This is a genomic window from Virgibacillus sp. 7505 (assembly GCF_002272135.1).
Classification (GTDB): domain Bacteria; phylum Bacillota; class Bacilli; order Bacillales; family Amphibacillaceae; genus Terribacillus.
Map to the genome: position 1 here is coordinate 72,896 of NZ_NPBF01000017.1, position 22,579 is coordinate 95,474.

The 22,579-nt window shown below is 44.9% G+C and carries 24 protein-coding genes; all 24 read left to right on the plus strand.

Annotated elements, in window-relative coordinates:
* Positions 1 to 136 precede the first annotated feature (136 nt).
* The 24 genes from rpsU (at position 137) to CHH91_RS05700 (ending at position 22,552) form a co-directional block, all read left to right on the plus strand.
* Complete coding sequence (gene rpsU / locus CHH91_RS05585) at positions 137 to 310, plus strand: 30S ribosomal protein S21 (protein WP_077308578.1); 174 nt, start codon at positions 137 to 139, stop codon at positions 308 to 310.
* 21 nt (positions 311 to 331) lie between these two features.
* A complete protein-coding gene (locus CHH91_RS05590) occupies positions 332 to 778 on the plus strand; it encodes a GatB/YqeY domain-containing protein (protein WP_095222480.1) in 447 nt (148 codons plus the stop codon).
* A gap of 166 nt (positions 779 to 944) precedes the next feature.
* Positions 945 to 1,646 carry an NfeD family protein gene (locus CHH91_RS05595; RefSeq protein ID WP_095222481.1) on the plus strand — a complete coding sequence of 234 codons (702 nt, stop codon included), beginning with the start codon at positions 945 to 947 and terminating at the stop codon, positions 1,644 to 1,646.
* Positions 1,643 to 2,629, plus strand: a complete 987-nt coding sequence (gene floA, locus CHH91_RS05600; RefSeq protein WP_095222482.1) for a flotillin-like protein FloA — start codon at positions 1,643 to 1,645, stop codon at positions 2,627 to 2,629. Before CHH91_RS05595 ends, floA begins: the two co-directional genes overlap by 4 nt.
* A 22-nt stretch (positions 2,630 to 2,651) precedes the next feature.
* Positions 2,652 to 3,098: a hypothetical protein gene (locus CHH91_RS05605; protein ID WP_095222483.1), complete on the plus strand. Its 447-nt coding sequence runs from the start codon at positions 2,652 to 2,654 to the stop codon at positions 3,096 to 3,098.
* Positions 3,099 to 3,178: 80 nt separating this feature from the next.
* The gene (gene yqfC, locus CHH91_RS05610; RefSeq protein WP_176465689.1) at positions 3,179 to 3,460 is read left to right on the plus strand and encodes a sporulation protein YqfC; all 282 of its coding nucleotides are present in this window, start codon (positions 3,179 to 3,181) and stop codon (positions 3,458 to 3,460) included.
* A gap of 24 nt (positions 3,461 to 3,484) precedes the next feature.
* The gene (yqfD, locus tag CHH91_RS05615) at positions 3,485 to 4,723 is read left to right on the plus strand and encodes a sporulation protein YqfD (protein ID WP_095222485.1); all 1,239 of its coding nucleotides are present in this window, start codon (positions 3,485 to 3,487) and stop codon (positions 4,721 to 4,723) included.
* 2 nt (positions 4,724 to 4,725) lie between these two features.
* Positions 4,726 to 5,682, plus strand: coding sequence for a PhoH family protein (locus tag CHH91_RS05620; RefSeq protein ID WP_095222486.1), 957 nt, complete (start codon positions 4,726 to 4,728; stop codon positions 5,680 to 5,682).
* Between the two features lie 58 nt (positions 5,683 to 5,740).
* Positions 5,741 to 7,855 carry an HD family phosphohydrolase gene (locus tag CHH91_RS05625; RefSeq protein ID WP_176465690.1) on the plus strand — a complete coding sequence of 705 codons (2,115 nt, stop codon included), beginning with the start codon at positions 5,741 to 5,743 and terminating at the stop codon, positions 7,853 to 7,855.
* Positions 7,855 to 8,328 (plus strand): rRNA maturation RNase YbeY, encoded by a 474-nt coding sequence (gene ybeY, locus CHH91_RS05630; protein ID WP_095222488.1) that lies wholly within the window; start codon positions 7,855 to 7,857, stop codon positions 8,326 to 8,328. Before CHH91_RS05625 ends, ybeY begins: the two co-directional genes overlap by 1 nt.
* Positions 8,297 to 8,677 (plus strand): diacylglycerol kinase family protein, encoded by a 381-nt coding sequence (locus CHH91_RS05635; RefSeq protein ID WP_095222489.1) that lies wholly within the window; start codon positions 8,297 to 8,299, stop codon positions 8,675 to 8,677. Before ybeY ends, CHH91_RS05635 begins: the two co-directional genes overlap by 32 nt.
* A 291-nt stretch (positions 8,678 to 8,968) precedes the next feature.
* A complete protein-coding gene (gene era / locus CHH91_RS05640) occupies positions 8,969 to 9,877 on the plus strand; it encodes a GTPase Era (RefSeq protein ID WP_095222490.1) in 909 nt (302 codons plus the stop codon).
* A 108-nt stretch (positions 9,878 to 9,985) separates the two neighbouring features.
* The gene (locus tag CHH91_RS21580; protein ID WP_095222491.1) at positions 9,986 to 10,144 is read left to right on the plus strand and encodes a YqzL family protein; all 159 of its coding nucleotides are present in this window, start codon (positions 9,986 to 9,988) and stop codon (positions 10,142 to 10,144) included.
* A gap of 22 nt (positions 10,145 to 10,166) precedes the next feature.
* The gene (gene recO / locus CHH91_RS05650; protein ID WP_095222492.1) at positions 10,167 to 10,910 is read left to right on the plus strand and encodes a DNA repair protein RecO; all 744 of its coding nucleotides are present in this window, start codon (positions 10,167 to 10,169) and stop codon (positions 10,908 to 10,910) included.
* 296 nt (positions 10,911 to 11,206) lie between these two features.
* Complete coding sequence (gene glyQ / locus CHH91_RS05655) at positions 11,207 to 12,097, plus strand: glycine--tRNA ligase subunit alpha (RefSeq protein ID WP_095222493.1); 891 nt, start codon at positions 11,207 to 11,209, stop codon at positions 12,095 to 12,097.
* Entirely contained in the window at positions 12,087 to 14,174 is a 2,088-nt protein-coding gene (gene glyS / locus CHH91_RS05660; protein ID WP_095222494.1) for a glycine--tRNA ligase subunit beta, read from the plus strand. Before glyQ ends, glyS begins: the two co-directional genes overlap by 11 nt.
* A 28-nt stretch (positions 14,175 to 14,202) precedes the next feature.
* Positions 14,203 to 14,835, plus strand: coding sequence for a transcriptional regulator CcpN (gene ccpN / locus CHH91_RS05665; RefSeq protein WP_095222495.1), 633 nt, complete (start codon positions 14,203 to 14,205; stop codon positions 14,833 to 14,835).
* A 21-nt stretch (positions 14,836 to 14,856) separates the two neighbouring features.
* The gene (locus tag CHH91_RS05670) at positions 14,857 to 15,666 is read left to right on the plus strand and encodes a pyruvate, water dikinase regulatory protein (RefSeq protein WP_095222496.1); all 810 of its coding nucleotides are present in this window, start codon (positions 14,857 to 14,859) and stop codon (positions 15,664 to 15,666) included.
* Between the two features lie 145 nt (positions 15,667 to 15,811).
* Positions 15,812 to 16,915 carry an acyltransferase gene (locus tag CHH91_RS05675; protein WP_095222497.1) on the plus strand — a complete coding sequence of 368 codons (1,104 nt, stop codon included), beginning with the start codon at positions 15,812 to 15,814 and terminating at the stop codon, positions 16,913 to 16,915.
* 170 nt (positions 16,916 to 17,085) lie between these two features.
* A complete protein-coding gene (locus tag CHH91_RS05680) occupies positions 17,086 to 17,556 on the plus strand; it encodes a YaiI/YqxD family protein (RefSeq protein ID WP_095222498.1) in 471 nt (156 codons plus the stop codon).
* 23 nt (positions 17,557 to 17,579) lie between these two features.
* Positions 17,580 to 19,406 (plus strand): DNA primase, encoded by a 1,827-nt coding sequence (gene dnaG, locus CHH91_RS05685; protein ID WP_095222499.1) that lies wholly within the window; start codon positions 17,580 to 17,582, stop codon positions 19,404 to 19,406.
* 37 nt (positions 19,407 to 19,443) lie between these two features.
* Positions 19,444 to 20,565 (plus strand): RNA polymerase sigma factor RpoD, encoded by a 1,122-nt coding sequence (rpoD, locus tag CHH91_RS05690; protein ID WP_038561388.1) that lies wholly within the window; start codon positions 19,444 to 19,446, stop codon positions 20,563 to 20,565.
* 174 nt (positions 20,566 to 20,739) lie between these two features.
* Positions 20,740 to 21,450, plus strand: coding sequence for a tRNA (adenine(22)-N(1))-methyltransferase (locus CHH91_RS05695; RefSeq protein ID WP_095222500.1), 711 nt, complete (start codon positions 20,740 to 20,742; stop codon positions 21,448 to 21,450).
* Positions 21,443 to 22,552: a Nif3-like dinuclear metal center hexameric protein gene (locus CHH91_RS05700; protein ID WP_095222501.1), complete on the plus strand. Its 1,110-nt coding sequence runs from the start codon at positions 21,443 to 21,445 to the stop codon at positions 22,550 to 22,552. The genes CHH91_RS05695 and CHH91_RS05700 overlap by 8 nt, the downstream gene beginning before the upstream one ends.
* Positions 22,553 to 22,579 lie beyond the last annotated feature (27 nt).

A 22,579-nucleotide genomic window follows, 5' to 3' on the forward strand; every position in this document is an offset into this window, starting at 1 on the left:
GTAATTATGAAATGTGCGTGATTATGCACCTTTCTATTGACCAGGATTTAGCATTATATTATAATGAGCAAAGACATATGCAGCAGTGCATATGAGTTAGCACATTGTTGTATGCTTCGGAGGGAGGGAAATTAGCATGTCAAACACTACTCGCGTTCGCAAAAACGAGTCTCTTGAAGATGCTCTTCGTCGCTTTAAGCGCACTGTTTCTAAAAGCGGTACTCTATCTGAATACCGTAAGCGTGAATTTTACGAAAAACCTAGTGTACGTCGCAAGAAAAAATCTGAGGCGGCTAGAAAGCGTAAGTAAGCAAAGAGGGTGCAAAGAGATATGTCATTAACAGAACGTCTGAACCAGGATATGAAGACTGCCATGAAAGCAAGGGATAAAGAAACGCTCAGCGTAATCCGTATGGTGAAAGCTGCCCTGCAGAATGAAGCAATTCGTACTGGAAATGACACGCTGTCAGAAGATGAAGAACTTACCGTTTTATCTCGTGAGGTAAAACAACGAAAAGATTCCCTCCAAGAATTCCAAGAAGCTGGACGCGATGATCTTGCCCAGAAGCTTGAAGCGGAGCTTCAAGTCTTGAAAGATTATATGCCCGAACAGCTTTCGGAAGAAGAACTTGAAGACATTATTAAACAGACCATCACGGAGGTAGGAGCTACTTCCAAGAAAGACATGGGCTCAGTCATGAGCGCTGTTATGCCGAAAGTTAAAGGCAAAACCGATGGTTCTTTAGTTAATAAAATCGTGAATAAGCACTTGTCTTAACTGATAGTTATATGAATATCTAAAAGGAAAACCCAATCATGAATGATTGGGTTTTCTGCTTTTTTACGAAAGTTTATCTACATATGAAACCTTTTCTTTATCCAAGCGTATAAGTTAACGTACATAACAACTGTAAACGAAACCAGTCGGGGTCAGGAGGATTTCTATGCTGCAATATATCACACTTCCAAGTCTTCAAACAGCGATGCACAGCTTCGGCGAAACAATGCAGACGTGGATCACTTCTCCGGTTCTTGTGACAATCCTGCTTTCCATAGCTTTTGCTGGATTGGCTGTCGAGATGTTCACACCCGGCTTTGGAGCGGGTGGGATACTTGGAATCATTGCTGGAGGAATGTTTCTTTACGGTCACATTGCGGCAGGACTAGCAACCAATACGGATATTCTGCTTTTGACTGCAGCCATCATTTTACTTGTCTTGGAATTATTCGTACCTGGAGGCATAATGGGCATACTTGGTATGATCGGGTTACTATGGGCGCTTTTTTCTATGGCGGCAGATAGAACCGATATGATGATGAGTGTAAGTATTGCATTCGTGGTCACCGTTTTGGCTGTTGTATATGTCATTCGCATTGTCGGATTTGAAAAAGGGATGTTCAAGCCGATGATACTCCAGGAAACACTCAAGCCGGATACGCTTCCTAGCTTGACAGTCCTGATTGGTAAACGTGGTGTAGCGAAAACACCCTTGCGCCCGTCAGGTACAGCCGATATTGATGGCAGGGTAATGGATGTCATCACTGAAGGCAGGTATGTTGCCAAAGGATCGGGAATAGTTGTTATCCGTACAGAAGGCACGAAAATCATCGTCAGTCCTCTGACGAACAAGGAGGAAACAGAATGAATCAAGATATACTAGTACCGATCATTATTGCTGCAGTCATTTTGATTGCATTGATTATTTTATTCACTTTCGTACCAGTTGCATTATGGATCAGTGCCCTGGCAGCAGGTGTCCGTATCAGCATCTTCACATTGGTAGGGATGCGTTTAAGACGTGTTATCCCATCACGTGTCATCAATCCATTGATTAAAGCCCATAAAGCAGGCTTGAAGGTTGATACAAACCAGCTGGAGAGTCATTATCTGGCAGGAGGTAATGTCGACCGCGTCGTCAATGCACTTATTGCAGCTCACCGTGCGAATATCGAATTACCATTTGAACGCTCAGCAGCAATTGATCTAGCTGGTCGTGATGTATTGGAAGCTGTGCAAATGAGTGTCAATCCGAAAGTGATTGAAACACCGTTCATTTCAGGTGTGGCGATTGATGGTATCGAAGTGAAGGCGAAAGCTCGTATCACAGTGCGTGCCAATATTGACCGACTTGTGGGTGGTGCCGGAGAGGATACCATCATCGCGCGTGTAGGGGAAGGAATTGTCAGTACCATCGGTAGCTCGACCAACCATAAGAATGTATTGGAAAACCCGGATAAAATCTCACACAATGTGTTAGAGCGCGGTTTGGATTCCGGTACGGCATTTGAAATTCTGTCCATTGATATCGCAGACATTGATATCGGTAAAAACATTGGAGCGATGCTTCAAACGGATCAGGCAGAGGCAGATAAGAATATCGCCCAAGCCAAAGCTGAAGAACGTCGTGCGATGGCTGTAGCACAGGAGCAGGAAAACTTAGCCCGCGTACAAGAAATGCGTGCCAAGGTAGTAGAAGCAGAAGCGGATGTTCCGCTTGCTCTTGCTGAAGCACTGCGTTCAGGTAACATGGGCGTGATGGATTATATGAACTACCAGAACATCAATGCAGATACAACAATGCGAGACAGCATTGGTGACTTGTCAAATAATGACGAGGAAGAACGTTAAGTTTTAGAAAGGTGGCAGGTGCATGTTTGACATTTTGCAATTTCTCGTGCCGTTAGCAATTGCTGCCATTGCTTTCTTTTTTAACTCCGCAGGTAAAAAAGGAGATCATGATAACGATCCCCGACGCACGCAGCCTCCGGTCAAGAACTGGCAGGAGAAGCAGCCTCATGCAAGCAGAGAAGATCGTCAGCAGAAACAGAGGCCAGTTAAAGCACCAGAACTGATTCAAGCCGAGCAGAAAGCAGAGGAATATAGAAAACAGACGACAGAGGCAATTCAGCAAGCTTTGGAAGTGCGCAGTGCCTCCTCTGTCCGTCGTCAGGATGATAAAGACCAACCTCTAGCTAAGCCAATCAAGCTGAAACGTCCTACTAGCAGACAATTAGCAGAACAGGTTCTCTGGTCTGAGATACTCGGAGAACCACGTGCGAAAAAACCGCATCGCGCTTTCAACAAGCGAGTCCAATAATGGGCTCGCTTTTTTCGTGCATCAGACTGTTCTCACTTGCCTCTTAGCAACATAGAATGTGCAGAGGGGAGCTGATGGAAATGAAAAAATGGCAGCAGCGGATCGGAAATTGGTTCACCGAGCATTTGGATATGCCTGCTGATGTGGTGCTTGAACTCCCTCGCATTACGACAATCGGCCATTTTCATGCATATATCGAAAATCACAGAGGGCTTGTGCTTTTTTCTGATAACGAACTTAGGCTGCGTCTCAACACAGGTTTCCTCCGGATAACAGGGGAATCATTCGTACTGAAAGTCATGCTTCCAGAGGAAATCCTGCTCGAAGGCAAAATGAAGGAATTCAAATTCATTGAATCATAAGGCAAGCGGATCGGGGAGGTACGTATGAAGAAGCACACACAGGATATTTATTTTACTGGATATGTGACCGTACTGATAAAAGGGGACAGACCGGAGCTATTTTTTAATCAGCTTGTACAGGAGAAGGTTCTTGTCTGGGATATCATCAAAACAGACAGTCAGACATGTGAAGCGAAGATAAGGAAACAGGATATAAGCAAGCTTCGCATGCAGCGAAGAGGGACAGGCTACAAAATTCAGTTCCGCAGCAAGCATGGGTTTCCTTTCCTCTTCACTGCATTGCTGCATAAGAAACCGTTGCTGCTCGGTATAGCCATCAGCATCCTGTCTATTTTCTTTCTCTCAAATACAGTCTGGAAAATTGAAGTGAAAGGCGTAAGCCCGGAGTTAGAGCATCAAATCGAAACACAGCTGGATGAGTACGGCGTGCGTTTAGGTGCCTTCAAGCTGACGCTTGGCGCCCCAGTTGATATCCAGCAGCGTTTGTTACAAGATATTCCGGATCTTCTGTGGATAGGAGTGCAAGAGAAAGGGACAACCTATGCATTGGAAGGTGTACCGAAAACAATCGTTAAAGAAGAAGCACAACCAGGACCTCGGCACCTTGTGGCAAAGAAAAAAGGTGTTATCGTCGACATGTTTGTATCAGAAGGAGTGCCGCAAGTGGGGGTGCATGATTACGTAGAGCCTGGAGATGTGCTCGTTTCCGGTTTGATCGGGAATGAACCTCCTCCTATTGACAAGGATCAAAAGGATAAGACAAAGCAGAAAGATACACGTAAGCATGTTGCAGCGACTGGTAAAGTCATCGCACGGACGTGGTATAATGTGTCTGCAGCAGTTCCGCTAGAAGAAACATATACTGTTCTTAGCGGTAAACAGGAAAATAAATATGCAATTCGGATTGGAGACAATTTCCAGTTTCCGGTTTGGGGGTTCGGGGAAACTGAGTTCAAGGATTCCCAGGAACAGACTGCTGTACGCCATCTCCGGTTCCTCCGCTGGGAGCTGCCGATCGGGATGAGTAAAACGACGGAATACGAACGGGTCACGAAACAAGTGAACCGGACAAAAGAGGAAGCGAGTAAACAGGCTGAAAAATTAGCCAAACAGAATTTACAGCTCCAAGTTGGTGCTGATGCTGACATTATTTCTCAAAAAATTTTACATGAGACTGTCGAGAATGGTAAAGTTAGATTAATCTTATACTTTCAAGTAAATGAAGATATTGCAACATCTCAACCTATATCTCAAGGAGATTGATTATGCCCGAAGACGTAAAACGTGTGAATTTGCAATTAAAAGATACTAATGAAACATTAGCTCTGTTCGGCACGGAGGATCGCCATCTGAAGCAGATCGAAGAACATTTCCGTGTTTCCATTGTCACGCGTGGGGAAGAAGTTCGCGTAACTGGACCAGAAGAAGAAGTCCGCACGACAGAGGAGCTGCTGCAAGCGTTGGCTGCTGTCATTAGGCGCGGCATTCCAATTGGAGAACGCGATGTGGTGTACGCTATTGAGTTAGCCAAAAAAGATAAACTGGATCAATTCGAAACATTATTTGATGATGAAATAACGAAAAATGCAAAAGGCAAGTCAATTCGTGTCAAAACACTCGGCCAGCGGAATTATATCAATGGTATCAAGTCCAATGACTTGGTCTTTGGTATTGGACCTGCCGGTACTGGTAAAACCTATTTGGCAGTTGTAATGGCCGTCAATGCTTTGAAAAAAGGTATCGTAAAGCGTATCATTTTGACACGGCCGGCAGTGGAAGCAGGCGAAAGCTTAGGATTCCTTCCAGGTGACTTGAAGGAAAAGGTAGATCCGTATTTGCGCCCGTTGTACGATGCCTTGCATGATGTACTCGGCTTAGAACAGACGACTCGTCTGATTGAGCGTGGAACGATCGAAATTGCTCCGCTTGCTTATATGCGCGGACGTACACTGGATGATGCTTTCGTTATCCTGGATGAAGCCCAAAACACAACAAACGCTCAGATGAAGATGTTCCTCACAAGACTCGGTTTCGGGTCCAAGATGGTCATCACAGGCGATTTGACTCAGATCGACTTGCCGAAAGGTGCTCTATCTGGTCTGCGTTCTATCGAGACAAAGCTCAGTAATGTAAAAGGTATCTATTTTACCTACTTAAAGCAGACAGACGTAGTGCGTCACCCGCTTGTGCAACGAATTATCGAAGCTTACGAATCAGAATAAAAAGGAAAGAGGCCCGGCTTCGGGTCTTTTTCGGTTTAAGCGGATAGGAGGGCAGAGTGTGGCTAGAAAGAGGTTCAGGGAACTGTTTAGAAGGAAATCACAAGCTGGTGAACGTGCATTCATTTTGATTGGAGCAATATTGCTCGGATGCTTCTTCTTTGTTACGACAGCTTCCAATGTGACAACGAAGAATTATGACGTCCAGATTTATGATGCAGCAAAAGAAACGATACGTTCACCGATTACCATCGAGAATGAAGCCGAGACGGAAAGACAAAGACAGGAAGCGAGCCAGCAAATAGATGACCGCTATACTGTATCCTCTGAAATAACAGAAGCGAAAACAGATGCGGTTGAAGAGATTTTCTCTGCAATCGGTCAAGCAGATGAAGCCGACCAGCCTATCGACCAAAGAGTCGAGTCAGTCAAGGATCTGCTTTCCGAATCTGTTAAGGAAGATTTGACGGACAGACAGCTGGAACAGCTGCTCCAAATACCGTCAGACGAAAGAGAAATCAGTGAAAAAGTATTCGTCGACACGATGACTGGATATCTTGAAGATGGGGTAAAACGCGATGAAGTACAGCAGACGAAGGAAGAGATGGGAGAAAGAATCGGTTATGCAGATGTGTCTTCTGGCGCTAAGCAAGCACTCCGTTCGCTGACTAGCTTTGCTATTGTACAGAATGCATCCTTTGACGCACAGGATACAGCCTCAGCAAGAGCAGAAGCCCAGCAGAGCGTAGCTCCTGTCATGATTCGTGCAGGCCAGATCATCGTCCAGGAAGGACAGACGATCACGAACGATGTTTATGAAGAACTGAAGCTCGTAGGTCTATTGAACAATACTAGGAATGTCCTGCCGCTTGTCGGTCTGGTACTATTCGTGGCTCTTTTAACCGGTGTTCTGGCATATGAAACAATACATACATTAAAAAAACGGACTAGACCGAGTAAGTCTGTCCTTTTGTTTTCGTTTTTGCTTATTTGTATGTCTGCCCTACTGTTGAAGTTGGTCAGTGCTCTTGGAACAACTGATCAGCATTATTATTTACTGCTTCCTGCAGCGTTTGCGGCAGTTTTGTTCAGGCACTTACTGAGCGAACGGTTCGCTATCGGATATGCCATCGTGTACAGTATATTGGCTGGAATCATCTTGAACGATGAAATACCTGGATCCTTAAACATGGAGGCGACACTTTACTTCCTGTTCGCCCAGCTGGCAGCCGTTTATTCCATTCGAAATGTAAAGGATAAAGCAGCGATGGCAAAAGCACTTCTTTTGCTGGCAAGTGTGCAAGTGATTAGTGTATTGTTATTCTTATTCTTCGCATTTGAAAAATATGCTTGGGATGCGGTGCTGCTTTATGTTGGTTTTGCTGTTTTGTCAGCTATATTGACAGTCGTACTTGTAGCTGGTATTCTGCCGTTCGTCGAAGCCGGATTCGGTGTCCTTTCCGAAACGAAGCTTTTAGCATTATCGAAACCGAATCACCCATTACTGAAAAAGATCCTTACTGATGCTCCTGGGACATATCATCACAGCATCATGGTAGCCAATTTGTGTGAAGCTGCATGTGAAGCTATCGGAGCAGATGGCCTGCTAGCCCGAGTCGGTGCGTATTACCATGATCTTGGCAAAACACGACAGCCGCAGCTTTTCATTGAAAACCAAATGGGCCGAAAGAATCCACATGACAAGCTATCACCGCGGCAAAGTGCTGAAATTATCATTCGCCATCCACTTGATGGGGCACAAATGCTGCAAAACAACCATTTCCCAAAGGAAATTGTTGATATGGCCAAACAGCATCATGGGACATCGCTTTTGAAGTTTTTTTACTACAAGGAAAAGGAATATAATAAAGACGTAAAGGAAGAAACGTATCGCTATCCAGGTCCAAAGCCATCGACGAAAGAGACAGCGGTCCTATCGATTTGTGATTCTGTCGAAGCAGCAGTTCGATCCATGAAAGAGCCGACTCAGGAAAAAATCGGTACCTTAGTAGATAATATCATCAAGGATAAGCTAATGGATGGCCAACTGGATTGTGCGCCGTTGACTTTACAGGATTTGCAAGTAATCAAAGAAGCTATTTGTCAGGCGCTTACGGGAATATTTCATTCCCGGATCGAATACCCGGATGAAGAAAAAGTGAAGGAGGCAAACTAATGCATATTGATTTCCATGATAAAACGAATAGCGTGACAGCAGATTATGTAGATCTGATTGATCGGCTTATCCAATACGCAGCAGATGCAGAGAAAATAACAGAAGAAGCCGAGATGTCCATCACATTTGTGGACAATGCTGAAATACAGGTGATCAATCGAAATTATCGTCAAAAGGATGTACCGACAGACGTCATATCCTTTGCCATGCAAGAAGAAGGGGAAGGCGAACAGCAAATAATCGGAGAAGAAATCCCGATTGTTTACGGTGATATCATCATCTCTGTTGACAAAGCGAAAGAACAGGCAGAAGAGTATCAGCATAGTGTGGAGAGGGAACTTGGTTTTCTCGCTTTGCATGGCTTCCTGCATCTTTTAGGATATGATCATATGAATGAGGCAGATGAGAAGAAGATGTTCGGCCGACAAGAGGAGATTTTGAATGGCTTCGGACTCAAACGGGAAGAAAACTAAGTCTGGCATCGGATTCCGCTATGCGTGGAATGGGATACGCTGGACTTTCCTCGAGGAGAGGAATTTCCGTATTCATACAATCGCAGCAATCATCGCCCTGATAACAGGCATGATTCTCCGGATCGACCCAGCGGAATGGGCGGCTATCCTTTTAAGTATCGGTTTCGTCATTGTGACGGAAATGATTAATACAGTCGTCGAACTTATGATGGATCACCTATCGCCCGAACAAAGCAAGGCAGCAGGCCTCATCAAGGATATTGCAGCAGGTGCCGTCCTCATTGCGGCAATCACTGCCATTTGTGTCGGTCTTGTCGTTTTCGTTCCGGAAATCATTTCTGTATTGTGAGGAAAACCGTCCATGTAGATGGACGGTTTTTTACTCGCATTGGAGCGTCGTCTAGCTGCGAAGACCAGAAACTGCGTTGTAAGCGATAAGTCCCTGCGGAAGGACAGTTCACTCCCTCCGGGCCTTCTCACTTACCACTTCGTTTCTAACCGGTCTTCTCCGCTTTTGGTTTTTTTTAACCCCTTTTGTCGAATGGGTGAAGTGGCGGGGGATTTGTAGTAAGATAGAGATACAACATTTTTATAGTACTCGAGGTTTTTGTCGTACTAGTACTTGGAGGAATATAACAGCATGGAGAAAGAATTTCGCTCAGGTTTCATTTCCATCATCGGGAGACCCAATGTTGGGAAATCAACTTTATTGAATCGTTTTGTCGGTCAGAAGATCTCTATTATGAGTGATAAGCCGCAGACGACGCGCAACCGGATTCAAGGGGTGCTCACGCAGGATGATGCACAATTCATCTTTATTGATACGCCTGGTATCCACAAACCGAAGCATAAGCTCGGAGATTTTATGGTGAAGACAGCAGAGAACACAATGAATGAAGTGGACGCTGTCATGTTCATGGTCAATGCCGAGGAAGGCTATGGCAGAGGGGATCAATTCATCCTTGAACGACTGCAGAAAGTCAACAACCCAGTTTTCCTGGTACTGAATAAAATTGATAAGGTCCATCCGGATAAGCTGCTCGAACTTATCGAGCTGTATAAGGACAAGTTGGACTTCACAGAAATTGTCCCAATCAGTGCGCTGGAAGGCAATAATACGGCGCATTTACTTGAAACGTTAAAAGGTTATCTGCCAGAGGGGCCGCAGTATTACCCGGAAGACCAAGTGACGGATCACCCGGAGCGCTTCGTTATAAGTGAGCTCATTCGTGAGAAGGTACTGCATTTGACACGGGAGGAGATACCGCATTCGATCGCTGTTGTCATTGAAGCAATCGAGAATCGCCACAGCACGAAGGAGAAGGTATTTATCCAAGCTACGATCATCACGGAACGAAAATCCCAAAAAGGTATCATCATCGGAAAGCAGGGCAGTATGCTCAAACAAGTCGGTAAGCTGGCGCGTAGAGATATAGAGATGCTGCTTGGCAGTAAGGTATTTCTCGAGCTTTGGGTTAAAGTGCAGCCTGATTGGCGGAATAAGCAAGCGCAGCTCAATGATTACGGTTTCAGCCGTGAAGAATATTGATAGCTGGTAATATTTGAAGCACATGGATTGAGGAGAAGGTGTCATCCTAACTAGGAGAATGTTTTGTATATTCATTTCTTAAAAAAAGCATAGAAAGGTGGACTTCCTGTGATTGATTTCCATTGGCAAATCTTTAGCAAGACCGGGAGTATCGAAACCTACTTATTGATGAAAGAAATCGAAACAATGTACAATTCACTATTACCTCCGGAGCAAAATAACATCATTGAGCTCCCGACTTATAATCGGCTTCAATCTAAAATGTAAGCAATGGACTGGGGAGAGAGCGTTGCTCCAAAACGTAGAAGGAATCATCCTGCGCACACAGGATTATGGGGAAACACATAAAATCATTACCATATTCACAGAAGATCGCGGCAAGATCGCTGTGATGGCAAGAGGTGCAAAGAAACCGAAAAGCAGGATGGCTGCCATTGCGCAGCCATTCATCTTCGGGTCATTTCTAGTACAGCTTGGCTCGGGCATGGGAGCCATGCAGCAGGGAGAGCCTCTGCAAAGCTTCCGGGCGATCCGTGAAGATATCGTCAAAACAGCATATGCGTCTTATATAGCGGAAATGACAGACAAGCTGACAGATAATAATAAGCCTGATCCTGATTTATTCCGCCAGCTGCTGCAGGTGATGGAGTGGATCAATGACGGCAAGGATGCAGATGTTTTGCGAATCATCTATGAATTGAAGATGTTCCGCCGCGGTGGTTTTGCGCCGACAGTGCATCAATGCGTTAATTGCGGAAATACGGAGCTGCCTTTCCGGTTTTCCGTACCGGAAGGCGGTATGCTTTGCAGGCGCTGTATGCATCTTGACCCGGATGCATATGTATTATCAGAAAAAGTAACGAAGCTTCTGCAGCTATTTTCGAGTATCGATATTTCCAGGATTGGCAATATATCGGTGAAGCCAGAAACTAAACGGCTTTTAAACGAGCTGCTTGATACTTATTATGATCGGTACGGTGGTTATTTCCTGAAAAGCAAGAAGTTCCTTGCACAATTAGATAAACTTCAATAATGGTTTGTTGACAATTAGTGCTGCCTTTTAGTATGATAGTAACAAAATCGACGGCTTGCGTTGAAGAAGAGTAGTATCCGTCCGGTTCTTTGCATAGCGAATCTGGGATAGTGGGAGCCAGAACAAAGACAGACGGAGAAGGCGCTTTGGAGCAAAAGGAAAAAAGAGTGGCTTCCATTTGGGAGCAATTAGGGTGGAACCGCGGTAATCCCGTCCCTATGCTGTTTATGCAGCATAAGGACGGGATTTTTCTTTGTCCATCCAGACGTTGATGAAAAGAAGATGGAGGGAATCCGATGAATATCCAAAATATGATTTTGACGTTACAAAAGCATTGGTCAGACCAGGGCTGTCTATTGATGCAGGCGTATGATGTAGAAAAAGGGGCAGGTACAATGAGCCCTATGACTTTATTGCGCAGCCTTGGACCTGAGCCGTGGAACGTAGCTTATGTGGAGCCTTCCCGACGCCCAGCTGATGGCCGATACGGGGAAAACCCGAACCGTTTATACCAGCATCATCAATTCCAGGTGATCATGAAGCCTTCACCAGACAATATCCAGGAACTATACTTGGACTCTCTTCGCAAGTTGGGCATCGATCCATTGAAGCATGACATCCGTTTTGTTGAGGATAACTGGGAGAACCCGACACTTGGTGCCGCTGGACTTGGCTGGGAGGTTTGGCTTGATGGTATGGAAATCACGCAGTTCACGTATTTCCAGCAAATCGGCGGCTTGGAAGCAAAACCCGTTTCCGTTGAGATTACATATGGTCTGGAACGACTTGCTTCTTACATTCAAGATAAAGAGAATGTTTTCGAGCTCGACTGGACAGATGGCGTTACAGTAGCTGATATCTTCAAGCAGCCGGAGTTTGAGCATAGCACATATACTTTTAAAGAATCTGATACAGACATGCTGTTCCAGCTGTTTGATATGTACGAAAAAGAAGCGAAGCGGATCATGGATCAAGGGCTTGTCTTCCCTGCGTATGATTACGTGTTGAAATGTTCCCACACATTCAACTTGCTCGATGCCAAAGGCGCCATCTCAGTGACAGAGCGAACTGGATATATCGGCAGAGTACGTAACTTGGCCAGATCCATTGCGAAGAGCTATGTAGCAGAACGGGAACGACTTGGCTTCCCAATGCTGAAAGAAGGAGCGGATGAGCATGCAAAGTAAGGATGTACTTTTCGAAATTGGCTTAGAGGAAATGCCAGCACGGTTTTTGCCTGGCACGATTGAGCAGTTAGAAAGCAAGACGACAGCATGGCTGAATGAGCTGGGTCTCTCCTTTGAAAAGGTACTTGTACAAGCAACACCGAGACGTGTGGCTGTTTCAATCCTAGCACTTTCCGATAAGCAGCCTGACATCGAAGAAGAAGTGAAAGGACCTGCACTTCGAATCGCAAAAGATGAAGCAGGACAATGGTCGAAGGCAGCACAAGGTTTCACGCGCGGTCAAGGCGCTTCGGTTGATGATATCTATACGAAAGACGTGGATGGAACAGAATATATCTTTGTGAAGAAGTTTGTCAAAGGTCAGCATGCTACAGACTTGCTGCCGGCTTTCAAAGATGTGCTGCTAAGTCTGCATTTCCCTAAGAATATGCGCTGGGGATCCGGCAGCTTGCGTTATGCACGACCAATTCGCTGGATCGTAGCACTGTATGGTGAAACGGTCATTCCAATGGAGATAGCGGGAACAGCATCATCAAATCTTACTTACGGTCATCGATTCCTTGGAAAAACAGCTACAATTGATAATCCTTCTGTTTATGCATCTGTACTGGAAGAGCAATTTGTTATTGTAGATCAGAAGAAGCGTCAACAGATGATCATCGATGGTATTCGTCAATTGGAAACTGCAAACGGCTGGCAAATTCCAATTGATGAAGATCTTTTGGAGGAAGTGCTGTATTTGGTGGAATACCCGACTGTATTCCATGGCGATTTTGCTGCCAGCTTCCTGGATTTGCCGCAAGAGGTGCTGATAACAAGCATGAAGGAACATCAGCGTTACTTCCCAGTTACAGACACGTCTGGGCAGCTGTTACCGCATTTCATCGGTGTACGTAACGGAAACAGCGATCATTTGGAGAACGTAGCACGCGGAAACGAAAAGGTGCTTCGTGCCAGACTTCAGGATGCCGAATTCTTCTATGCGGAGGATAAAGCGCAGCCGATTGAGAAAGCGCAAGAAAAGCTGTCTAAAATGGTGTATCAAGTGGAACTCGGTACCTTGCAGGATAAAGTGGACCGAGTGACGAAGATTGCGAAGATGATTAGTGAAGCTGCAGCTATCGATTCGGAAACGTCAGCTCGGGCAGAGCGCGCTGCAAGCATCGCCAAATTTGATCTTGTGACGAATATGGTGAACGAATTCACTGAACTTCAAGGTATCATGGGTGAGAAATATGCACGCCACTTCGGCGAAGCTGAAGAAGTGGCCCAAGCAATTCGCGAACAGTATATGCCGCTTTCCTCTCATGGAGAGCTTCCTGAGTCTGTGGAAGGTACGATTGTCAGCATTGCCGATAAATTGGACACAATCGTTGGAAGCATGGTAATCGGCAATGTTCCGACTGGTTCACAGGATCCTTATGGTTTACGCCGTCAAGCAATTGGTATCATCCAAATGCTGTTGAAGACAGACTGGCAGATCACAGTAGAAGCAATAGTCGATCGCACAGTGGAATTGTTTGAGCAGCAAGCTTTGCCGACTGTTGAAAAGGATACCTATACAGAAGATATTCGCAATTTCTTCTACCAGCGTGCTTCTCAATTGCTGAAAGAGGAAGGTATCTCTCATGATGTTGTGGAAGCCGTTCTTTCTGTACAAATCGGTAACTATCCGTACACACTTGCTAAAGCGAAAACATTGCAAGTATTGCGTCAGGATGAGAGCTTCAAACCAATTCAGGAAGCATTGGGACGCGTCATAAACCTTGCTAAAAAAGGTGCTGATCACGGGGTAGAGGAAGCGTTATTCGAAAATGAATACGAGAAGCAGCTCTACAGCAAGCTCGATGAGAACAAAAAAGCTTATATGGAAGCTGCAAGCAACCGTCAAGCGAAAGAAGCACTGGATACGCTGGCAGCGTTCGCTGACACTATCCATGCATTCTTCGACCATACCATGGTCATGGCAGAGGATGAAAAATTAAAAACGAACCGCTTATCATTATTGAACCAATTGGCTGCACTGATTCTCAGCTACGCAGATGTAACAAAAGTACAGTGGAAACAGGTCCAATGAGGGCAGTTCTTGGATAGAGGTGATGAACATGGATTTGTCTAAAAGACAGCAGCAGATTATCGCGATTGTGAAAGAAGCGGGTCCGATTACAGGGGAACAGATCGCGGAGCGGCTTAATCTGACACGGGCGACTTTGCGTCCAGATTTGGCGATCCTGACAATGGTAGGTTTCCTGGATGCAAGACCGCGTGTTGGTTACTTCTATACGGGTAAAACAGGTTCAGAAATCATCACAGAAAAACTGATGAAATACAAAGTAGAGACCTTCCAATCGATGCCGATTGTCGTCAAAGAGGATGATTCAGCTTATGACGCGATCAGTGCAATGTTCCTGAGTGATGTCGGAACGCTTTTTGCAGTCGATCAAGACAACAATCTCGTTGGAGTCGTTTCTCGTAAGGACCTGCTGCGAGCAAGTATCGGCAATCAGGTACTGCAGGAAATTCCGGTTCATATCATCATGACGAGGATGCCGAACGTAGCCGTTTGTTATCCGGATGAATTGCTGGTGGAAGCGGCCAATCGGTTGATTGATAAACAAATCGACAGTCTTCCGGTCATAGAAAGATCAACTGAGGCAGGTGCCAAAGTAGTTGGACGTATTACAAAGACAACGATCACAAAGGCTTTTGTGGAACTTGCTCGAAATGAACTTATGTAAATATTTCCAGGAGGGGAACCGATGGAGAAACCTATCGTCTATGTTGTATCAGATTCTGTAGGGGAAACTGCAGAGCTAGTCGTAAAAGCAGCATTAAGTCAGTTTAATTTGGAAGAGCCGTTTGCTTTGCAGCGAGTTCCCTACGTAGAGAACACATCCATATTGGAAGAAACGCTGAAACAAGCAAACGAACGTCCATCAATCATCGCCTTCACGATGGTCAATCCGGATTTCCGGGCTTTCCTTACTAGCGGAGCACAAAGGCACGGTATACCTTGCATCGACCTGATGGGGCCGCTTATGGATGCGATGGCTGATATGTTCCATCAGAAACCAAAGCTTCAGCCAGGCCTTGTCCATCGTCTTGATGAAGATTATTTCCGCAGAATTGAAGCGATCGAATTTGCGGTTCGTTATGACGATGGACGTGATCCACGTGGTATCGCAAGGGCTGATATCGTACTCATTGGTGTATCGCGCACTTCCAAAACACCATTATCACAGTATCTGGCGCATAAACGTCTGAAAGTCGCCAATGTACCGATTGTTCCGGAAGTAGATCCGCCTCGGGAACTTTTCCAAGTGGATCCTTCTAAATGTATCGGTCTACGCATAAGTCCAGAGAAGCTAAACGATATCCGCAAAGAACGTCTAAAAGCGCTCGGTCTGGGGGATCAAGCGAGCTATGCCAATATCGACAGAATCAATCATGAACTGGAACATTTTGATAAGATTGCCGAGCGTATCGGCTGTCGAGTAATTGATGTTTCCAATAAAGCAGTTGAAGAAACTGCCAATAGTATCTTGACTGTCCGCAACCAACAGGATTAAGTTAATACAAAGTTAGTGTTAAGATTCTGTTTATCATGTTGACGGTCCTCCGGTAAAATCTTTACGATAAAAACAGAAGAGGCAACGGCAGGCATCTGTTGTTGCCTCTTCTGTTTCGTAAATGACGTCTACAAGGAGACCTAACATGAAAAAACAACAGCAGATCCAATCGATCTATCTGATGAGACTCTTGGCAATGTCACTTGTCGTGCTCGTCCATGTGACAGGTGCTTATGCTACTGTTCTTCCATTTGCAGGCGATGCGTACGAGAAATATCATTTTTTGAATAGGATCATCCGGATAGAAGCAGGATTGTTTATAGCTATTACCGGTCTGGTTTTCTTTTATCAATACAAGCACAAAAAACTGACAAAGTCCTTATGGAAAGATTATTACAAGAAGCGAGTCAGCTTTATCCTGATTCCTTACATCATTTGGGCTCTTGTATACGAAGTGCATAAAGTGATTCTCGGCTTTGGAGATCTCCATCCAGCAACTATCGCCAAGCGGATACTCTTTGGAGAAAGCTACTATCAGCTGCACTTTATATTTCTCATTGTTCAAATATATGTCGTCTTGCCTTTGCTGATTTGGCTGGATCATAAAGTTGCTATCTTTAGAAAATATATGTTTGTGTTCGGCGGCTTGCTGCAATTAGGCTATATTGCCATGCAGACGTTCGTGCCATTGAGCCCTTTTCCATTATTTCTGCAATTAATGGGTACGTTATTGCTCGGAGGATGGATAGGCATACACTATGATAGGGAAAAAGCGAAAAGCAGACGCTGGACTACCTGGGGATGGCTGCTGATCAGTGGTATAGCAGGATCAGCCATAGCGGTTTATTATTATTTCTCTGAGACTCTCGGTGCCTTTGAATGGAACAACATTTTATATGAGAGTGTAAATTATGTTTTCCTTATAACAGGCTGTTACAGCATATTCCGGATTGCTGAATCTTTGGCAGACAAGCTTTCGACGTCAACATTAGCCAGATTACAGCAAATTGCGGGCTATTCCTTCGGTTACTATCTGCTGCATCCGCTCATTCTGGATTATGTAACAATAACAATCCCTGCATACAGCAACTATTTATTTCATATACAGATAATGCTCCGTTATTTCGCTGTAATGGGAGTTTGTTTTTTGATCATTTATCTTTGTCATCGCTTTGTGCCTTTTGCTTCGTTATTCTTTGGTAAATTACCAAGAAACAGCAGTCTGCCGAAGCAATCTAAGGCTTCCTGAAAGCCAGTTAAAATAATGGCTTTTTTAAATACTTTGTATTATAATTAGTTTTTGTGAAAAAATGTTGTTAGTATGAAAAAAGTTTTATTGGTAACCCTTGAGGTAAAAAGCTTTATAAAAATTTTACGAAAAAGGAAGGATTCCGCATTTTATTGTAGAATTAGTGAGACATGAAATCACATAACCCTATTGTCTATGTGGATGCAGATAGCTGTCCTGTCAAGAAGGAGATTGTTTCTGCATGTGCAGCCTATCACGTTCCTGTCCGATTCGTAACCACAATCAATCATCTGAGCAGTGATTCAGATGCCTCCTGGGTGGTTCTTGATCCAGTGGATCAGGCGGTGGATTGGTATATTTTGAACCATATAACGTCTGGAGCTTGTGTTGTAACGCAAGACCTAGCTTTGGCTACTTTGCTCACAGCCAAGGACGTAACAGTCATCACACCTCGCGGAGAGCTGATTACGGAGGACGATGCCGATGAGATCCTTCTAAGAAAGCATATGCGAATCCAAAATCAACGACAGGGCAAACGAATTAAGGGACCTTCCAAGCTGACAGCTGCCGACAGAAGAAGATTCCTTACTATTTTTTCGTCTTTTTGTCGAAAAATGCAGGAATCAGACGGAAGTTGTTGAATTATATAGGTTGGTGATGTGAAATGGCTGGTGCAATACCAGAAGAAATAGTCGAGGAAGTCCGCAAGTCAAATGATATCGTCGATGTGGTCGGCGAGCATGTCCAATTAAAAAAACAAGGCCGGAACTACTTCGGGCTTTGTCCATTCCATGGTGAAAAATCACCATCATTCTCCGTGACCCAGGAAAAGCAGATTTTTCATTGTTTCGGTTGTGGAAAAGGAGGAAATGTATTTACCTTTCTAATGGAATTAGAAGGCCTTTCCTTTTCCCAGGCTGTTCAAAAGCTTGCAGAGAGAAGCGGGACAGAGGTACCTGCTTCTGTAGCAGCACAGCAGGAACGCGGGCAATCCAGGGAAGAGCAGACTGCACTTGAGGCGAACGAATGGGTCGTCAAGCTCTACCATAACTTGCTGCGCAACACGAAAGAAGGTAAGACTGGTTATGAATATCTTCTCGGCCGCGGTTTGACTGATGAGACGATTGACACCTTCCAGCTGGGCTTTGCACCAAACAGCAGAGACTTTACTGTAAAATTCCTTGAAGGAAAAGGATACAAGCCGCAAGAACTGCTTCATACAGGTCTTTTTTCAACCGATAAAGAAAATAAGCCTCAGGATCGCTTCCGGGGGCGCGTTATTTTCCCGATACGGAACCATCTCGGTAAGACAGTAGGCTTCGGTGGCCGTACACTAGGTGGAGGTCAGGAACCGAAGTACTTGAACAGTTCCGAAAGTGAGCTTTTCCAAAAAGGAAGAATGCTGTTCAATTTCGACTTAGCCAGAAGTGAAATTCGTAAGACGGGTCAGGTCGTTGTTTTCGAGGGTTACAATGATGTGATTGCAGCGCATCAAGCAGGCGTCAGAAACGGGGTTGCAACGCTTGGGACATCTCTGACAGAGACCCAGGCAAGGCTTTTAAAGCGGTATGCAGAGCAGGTTGTCATTTGTTATGACGGCGATAAGGCAGGGTTTGAAGCGACTTACCGAGCTTTGCAAATACTGCAGAAAACTGGCAATCATGTGCGTGTTGCTATGCTTCGGGACGGTCTGGATCCAGATGACTACATCCGTGAGCATGGAGCAGAGAAGTTCAAACGATCCATCATCGATGCAGCACTGACGGCTATGTCCTTCATGATGCACTACTTGAAGCAGGACTTCAACCTTTCACTTGAAGGAGATCGCCTGCAGTATGTAGAAAAAGTATTGGATGAGATTGCGCAGATTGAAAGCTCTGTAGAACGGGAACACTATCTGCGGGAGCTGTCTAACGCAATGGACCTTTCCTTGGATACGCTTGTCACCGATCTTGAGCCCAGACTCCGTAAACGGGAAAGCAAGAGAGGGGCCAGCAATTCGGCTAAAGCACCGGCGCCAAAGCAGCAATCCCGTCGAAATTATGAAAAAAAAATACCAACTGCTTTTCAGACGGCAGAAAAACAGCTGCTGGCGCATATGCTTAGAACAGCGGCAATTGCGGATAAAGTGCAAGAAGAGTTAGGGGCTTCATTTATAACGGATCAGGTCCAGGTGATCGCCACCCATCTGTATGCTTTTTACGAAGAGGGCAATGATGCGGATGTGAGCCAGTTCGTATCATCGCTGGAGGATCCTTCCTTGCAGCAGCTGGTCATCCAGGCAGCAATGCTGCCGGTAGTCGAGGATATCAGTGATCAGGAGATCAGTGATTATATCCGCACCATTAAACGCGAGCAAGTGAATAAGACTGATATTAGCCAGCTGCTGGCCGAACAAAGGCGAGCCGAACAGGAAAATGATCCCATTCGGGCAGCACAGATAGCCATGAAAATCATGGAAATACGAAGAACTTTAAAAAGTTCTCTGTAACAATAGATAGCTTGATGTTTTGGAAGGAGGAGGACTTATGGCAGAGAATAAGCCAGCAGGTTCTAAAGTGAATGAGACTGAAATGACATTGGAGCAAGCAAAAGAACTCCTTGTTGAAATGGGTAAAAAGCGTGGAGTCCTTGCTTATGAAGAGGTAAGTGAGCGTCTTGCAAGCTTTGAATTGGATTCCGATCAGATGGATGAGATCTACGAGCACTTGAACGAACAAAATGTGGAAGTGATTGGTGAATCCGACCAGGACCCGAATATGAAACAAATTGCGAAAGAGGAAGAATTCGACTTGAATGACCTAAGTGTACCACTGGGCATCAAGATCAATGACCCTGTGCGCATGTACTTGAAAGAAATTGGCCGCGTCGATTTATTGTCAGCAAAAGAGGAAATTGCGCTGGCTGAACGTATTGAAGCTGGAGATGAAGTGGCAAAACGCCGATTGGCGGAAGCGAACTTACGCCTAGTAGTAAGTATTGCAAAACGTTATGTAGGACGCGGAATGCTGTTCTTGGATTTAATCCAGGAAGGTAACATGGGTCTCATTAAAGCAGTTGAAAAATTTGATTATCGTAAAGGTTTCAAATTCAGTACGTATGCTACTTGGTGGATCCGTCAGGCAATCACTCGTGCAATAGCTGACCAAGCGCGTACAATTCGTATTCCTGTGCATATGGTCGAAACGATCAATAAGTTGATCCGTGTGCAGCGCCAGCTCCTGCAGGATCTAGGGCGTGAGCCGTCTCCAGAAGAGATTGGTGAAGAGATGGAGCTTACACCGGAAAAAGTACGTGAAATCTTGAAAATTGCTCAAGAACCTGTATCCCTTGAAACACCAATTGGTGAGGAAGATGACTCCCATCTTGGGGACTTTATTGAGGATCAGGAAGCAACTTCTCCTTCTGACCATGCAGCATACGAATTGCTGAAAGAACAGTTGGAAGATGTACTTGATACATTAACTGACCGGGAAGAGAATGTGCTTCGTCTGCGTTTCGGACTTGATGACGGAAGAACAAGAACACTTGAAGAAGTCGGCCGGGTATTCGGCGTAACCAGAGAGCGTATCCGTCAAATCGAAGCTAAAGCATTGCGCAAGCTTCGCCATCCAAGCCGTAGCAAACGCTTGAAAGATTTCCTAGAATAAGAAGGCTTTCGCTCAGCTATCATGTGTGTAACCGCATGTGGCTGGGCTTTCTTATTGCCCTTAGGAATACATACATTTTACAAAAATTGAAAGCCGAATGCAAATTCTCTCAGCAAAAAGTGTGGGAGGATATTTTACAAAAAACACGTATATTTGACAAAGGAGTTGGATATAATGAACGTTTTATCATTGTCAGAGCGGCTTTCAGCAGTCGCGGCCCATTTGCCGAAATCTGCGCATTTTGTCGATGTTGGATCTGATCATGCCTATCTACCTTGCTATGTATGTTTGCAGGATCCATCCAGCAAAGCTGTAGCAGGAGAAATTAATGAGGGACCATATCGCAGTGCTCAGAAACAGGTGAAGCTTCAAGGCTTAACAGATCGAATAGATGTACGAAAAGGTGATGGACTTGCAGTTGTTCAGCCAGACGAGGTAAAACAAGTCGTTGTCGCAGGTATGGGCGGTCCCTTGATTGCATCAATCTTAGAACAAGGCAAAGAAAAGCTTGGTCGTGTAGAACAGCTTATTGTTCAGCCCAATATAGATGCCAGAGCTCTGCGTAAATGGTTCCAGAAAAATGGATTCATCCTGCAGAAGGAACAAATCTTAGAAGAAGCCGGCCATATTTATGAGGTTCTGGTAGCGGTTCGTGAGGGAAAGAGTATTTATCACGAGGATGCAGATGTACGTGAGAAGGAGCTTTTATTTGGTCCTATCTTATTGAAGGAAAAAAATGAAGCTTTCCAGGCAAAATGGCTGGACTACAAGCGGAAGCTGGAGCGCAATGTGGCGAACATGCAGCATGCTCAGCAAGTTGATGAAGCTAAGCTTGCATCCTTCAAAACAGAGCTTAGATGGCTGGAGGAGGAATTAAATGACTGATAAGCAGAAGCGTATAGCAGACGTGATTGCGTATTTCGAGTCATGGTGCCCGCCTTCGCTTGCAGAAAAGTGGGATAATGTCGGGTTGCAAGTTGGAACGCTTGATCAAGCTGTTTCTGGTGTGCTGACGACATTGGATGTAACCGAAGCCGTTGTAGACGAGGCTATCTTGCATAATGCCAATCTGATTATTGCACATCACCCATTATTATTTGCACCTCCAAAGAAATTGGATATCGACACGCCTAAAGGACGCGTCATTCAGAAGCTTTTGAAGCATGATATAACTGTGTATGCAGCGCATACGAACCTCGACATTGTCGAAGGTGGTGTCAATGATTTGATGGCAGATGCATTGGGGCTTGAACAAAAGCGCGTGTTCCTTCCTTCGGGGCATCAAATTTTCAAAAAATTGATTGTGTTCGTTCCGAAAACACATGAACAAAACGTGAAGGATGCATTGCATACGAACGGAGCCGGAAACGTAGGTAACTATGATAAGGTAAGTTTTGTTTCAGAAGGCAGCGGGTATTTTCAGCCGAATGCTGACGCCCAGCCATTCATCGGTAAAGCAGGAGAATTAGAACGTGTAGAAGAGGTTCGTATCGAAATGCTTGTGCCTGAAGAGAATGTAAGTAAGGCAGTAGCTGCTATGATAGAAGTACATCCTTATGAGGAAGTTGCTTACGATGTTTACCCTGTTGAAATGAAAGGGAAGGCTTATGGATTAGGAAGAACCGGTAAACTGCCTTCTCCCATGACCTTGCACGAATTGGCTCAACTGGTGAAACAGCGGTATGATGTCCAGCATGTACGAGTCACGGGTGATGCTTCTGCCTCAGTAGAAACAGTAGCTGTACTCGGAGGAAGCGGCCGGGATTATATTGATCAGGCAATGCAGCAAGCTGATGTATATATAACGGGTGATTTAACTTTTCATGAAACACAGGATGCAATGCTTGCTGGTCTTTGTCTCATTGATCCCGGTCATTATGCAGAGAAGATTATGAAGCAAAAAGTGGCAGATTATCTACAGCCTGCATTTTTAGATGTACCAGTACGTGTTTCGCTGGTAAACACAGATCCTTTCAAGGGCATATAAAAAACCGAGTCCAGCCGGACTCGGTTT

Bases quoted from the DNA above. Each gene is read 5' to 3' on its own strand.
- rpsU (WP_077308578.1), top strand. From the start codon at position 137: ATGTCAAACACTACTCGCGTTCGCAAAAACGAGTCTCTTGAAGATGCT.
- CHH91_RS05590 (WP_095222480.1), top strand. From the start codon at position 332: ATGTCATTAACAGAACGTCTGAACCAGGATATGAAGACTGCCATGAAA.
- CHH91_RS05595 (WP_095222481.1), top strand. From the start codon at position 945: ATGCTGCAATATATCACACTTCCAAGTCTTCAAACAGCGATGCACAGC.
- floA (WP_095222482.1), top strand. From the start codon at position 1,643: ATGAATCAAGATATACTAGTACCGATCATTATTGCTGCAGTCATTTTG.
- CHH91_RS05605 (WP_095222483.1), top strand. From the start codon at position 2,652: ATGTTTGACATTTTGCAATTTCTCGTGCCGTTAGCAATTGCTGCCATT.
- yqfC (WP_176465689.1), top strand. From the start codon at position 3,179: ATGAAAAAATGGCAGCAGCGGATCGGAAATTGGTTCACCGAGCATTTG.
- yqfD (WP_095222485.1), top strand. From the start codon at position 3,485: ATGAAGAAGCACACACAGGATATTTATTTTACTGGATATGTGACCGTA.
- CHH91_RS05620 (WP_095222486.1), top strand. From the start codon at position 4,726: ATGCCCGAAGACGTAAAACGTGTGAATTTGCAATTAAAAGATACTAAT.
- ybeY (WP_095222488.1), top strand. From the start codon at position 7,855: ATGCATATTGATTTCCATGATAAAACGAATAGCGTGACAGCAGATTAT.
- CHH91_RS05635 (WP_095222489.1), top strand. From the start codon at position 8,297: ATGGCTTCGGACTCAAACGGGAAGAAAACTAAGTCTGGCATCGGATTC.
- era (WP_095222490.1), top strand. From the start codon at position 8,969: ATGGAGAAAGAATTTCGCTCAGGTTTCATTTCCATCATCGGGAGACCC.
- glyQ (WP_095222493.1), top strand. From the start codon at position 11,207: ATGAATATCCAAAATATGATTTTGACGTTACAAAAGCATTGGTCAGAC.
- glyS (WP_095222494.1), top strand. From the start codon at position 12,087: ATGCAAAGTAAGGATGTACTTTTCGAAATTGGCTTAGAGGAAATGCCA.
- ccpN (WP_095222495.1), top strand. From the start codon at position 14,203: ATGGATTTGTCTAAAAGACAGCAGCAGATTATCGCGATTGTGAAAGAA.
- CHH91_RS05670 (WP_095222496.1), top strand. From the start codon at position 14,857: ATGGAGAAACCTATCGTCTATGTTGTATCAGATTCTGTAGGGGAAACT.
- CHH91_RS05675 (WP_095222497.1), top strand. From the start codon at position 15,812: ATGAAAAAACAACAGCAGATCCAATCGATCTATCTGATGAGACTCTTG.
- CHH91_RS05680 (WP_095222498.1), top strand. From the start codon at position 17,086: ATGAAATCACATAACCCTATTGTCTATGTGGATGCAGATAGCTGTCCT.
- dnaG (WP_095222499.1), top strand. From the start codon at position 17,580: ATGGCTGGTGCAATACCAGAAGAAATAGTCGAGGAAGTCCGCAAGTCA.
- rpoD (WP_038561388.1), top strand. From the start codon at position 19,444: ATGGCAGAGAATAAGCCAGCAGGTTCTAAAGTGAATGAGACTGAAATG.
- CHH91_RS05695 (WP_095222500.1), top strand. From the start codon at position 20,740: ATGAACGTTTTATCATTGTCAGAGCGGCTTTCAGCAGTCGCGGCCCAT.
- CHH91_RS05700 (WP_095222501.1), top strand. From the start codon at position 21,443: ATGACTGATAAGCAGAAGCGTATAGCAGACGTGATTGCGTATTTCGAG.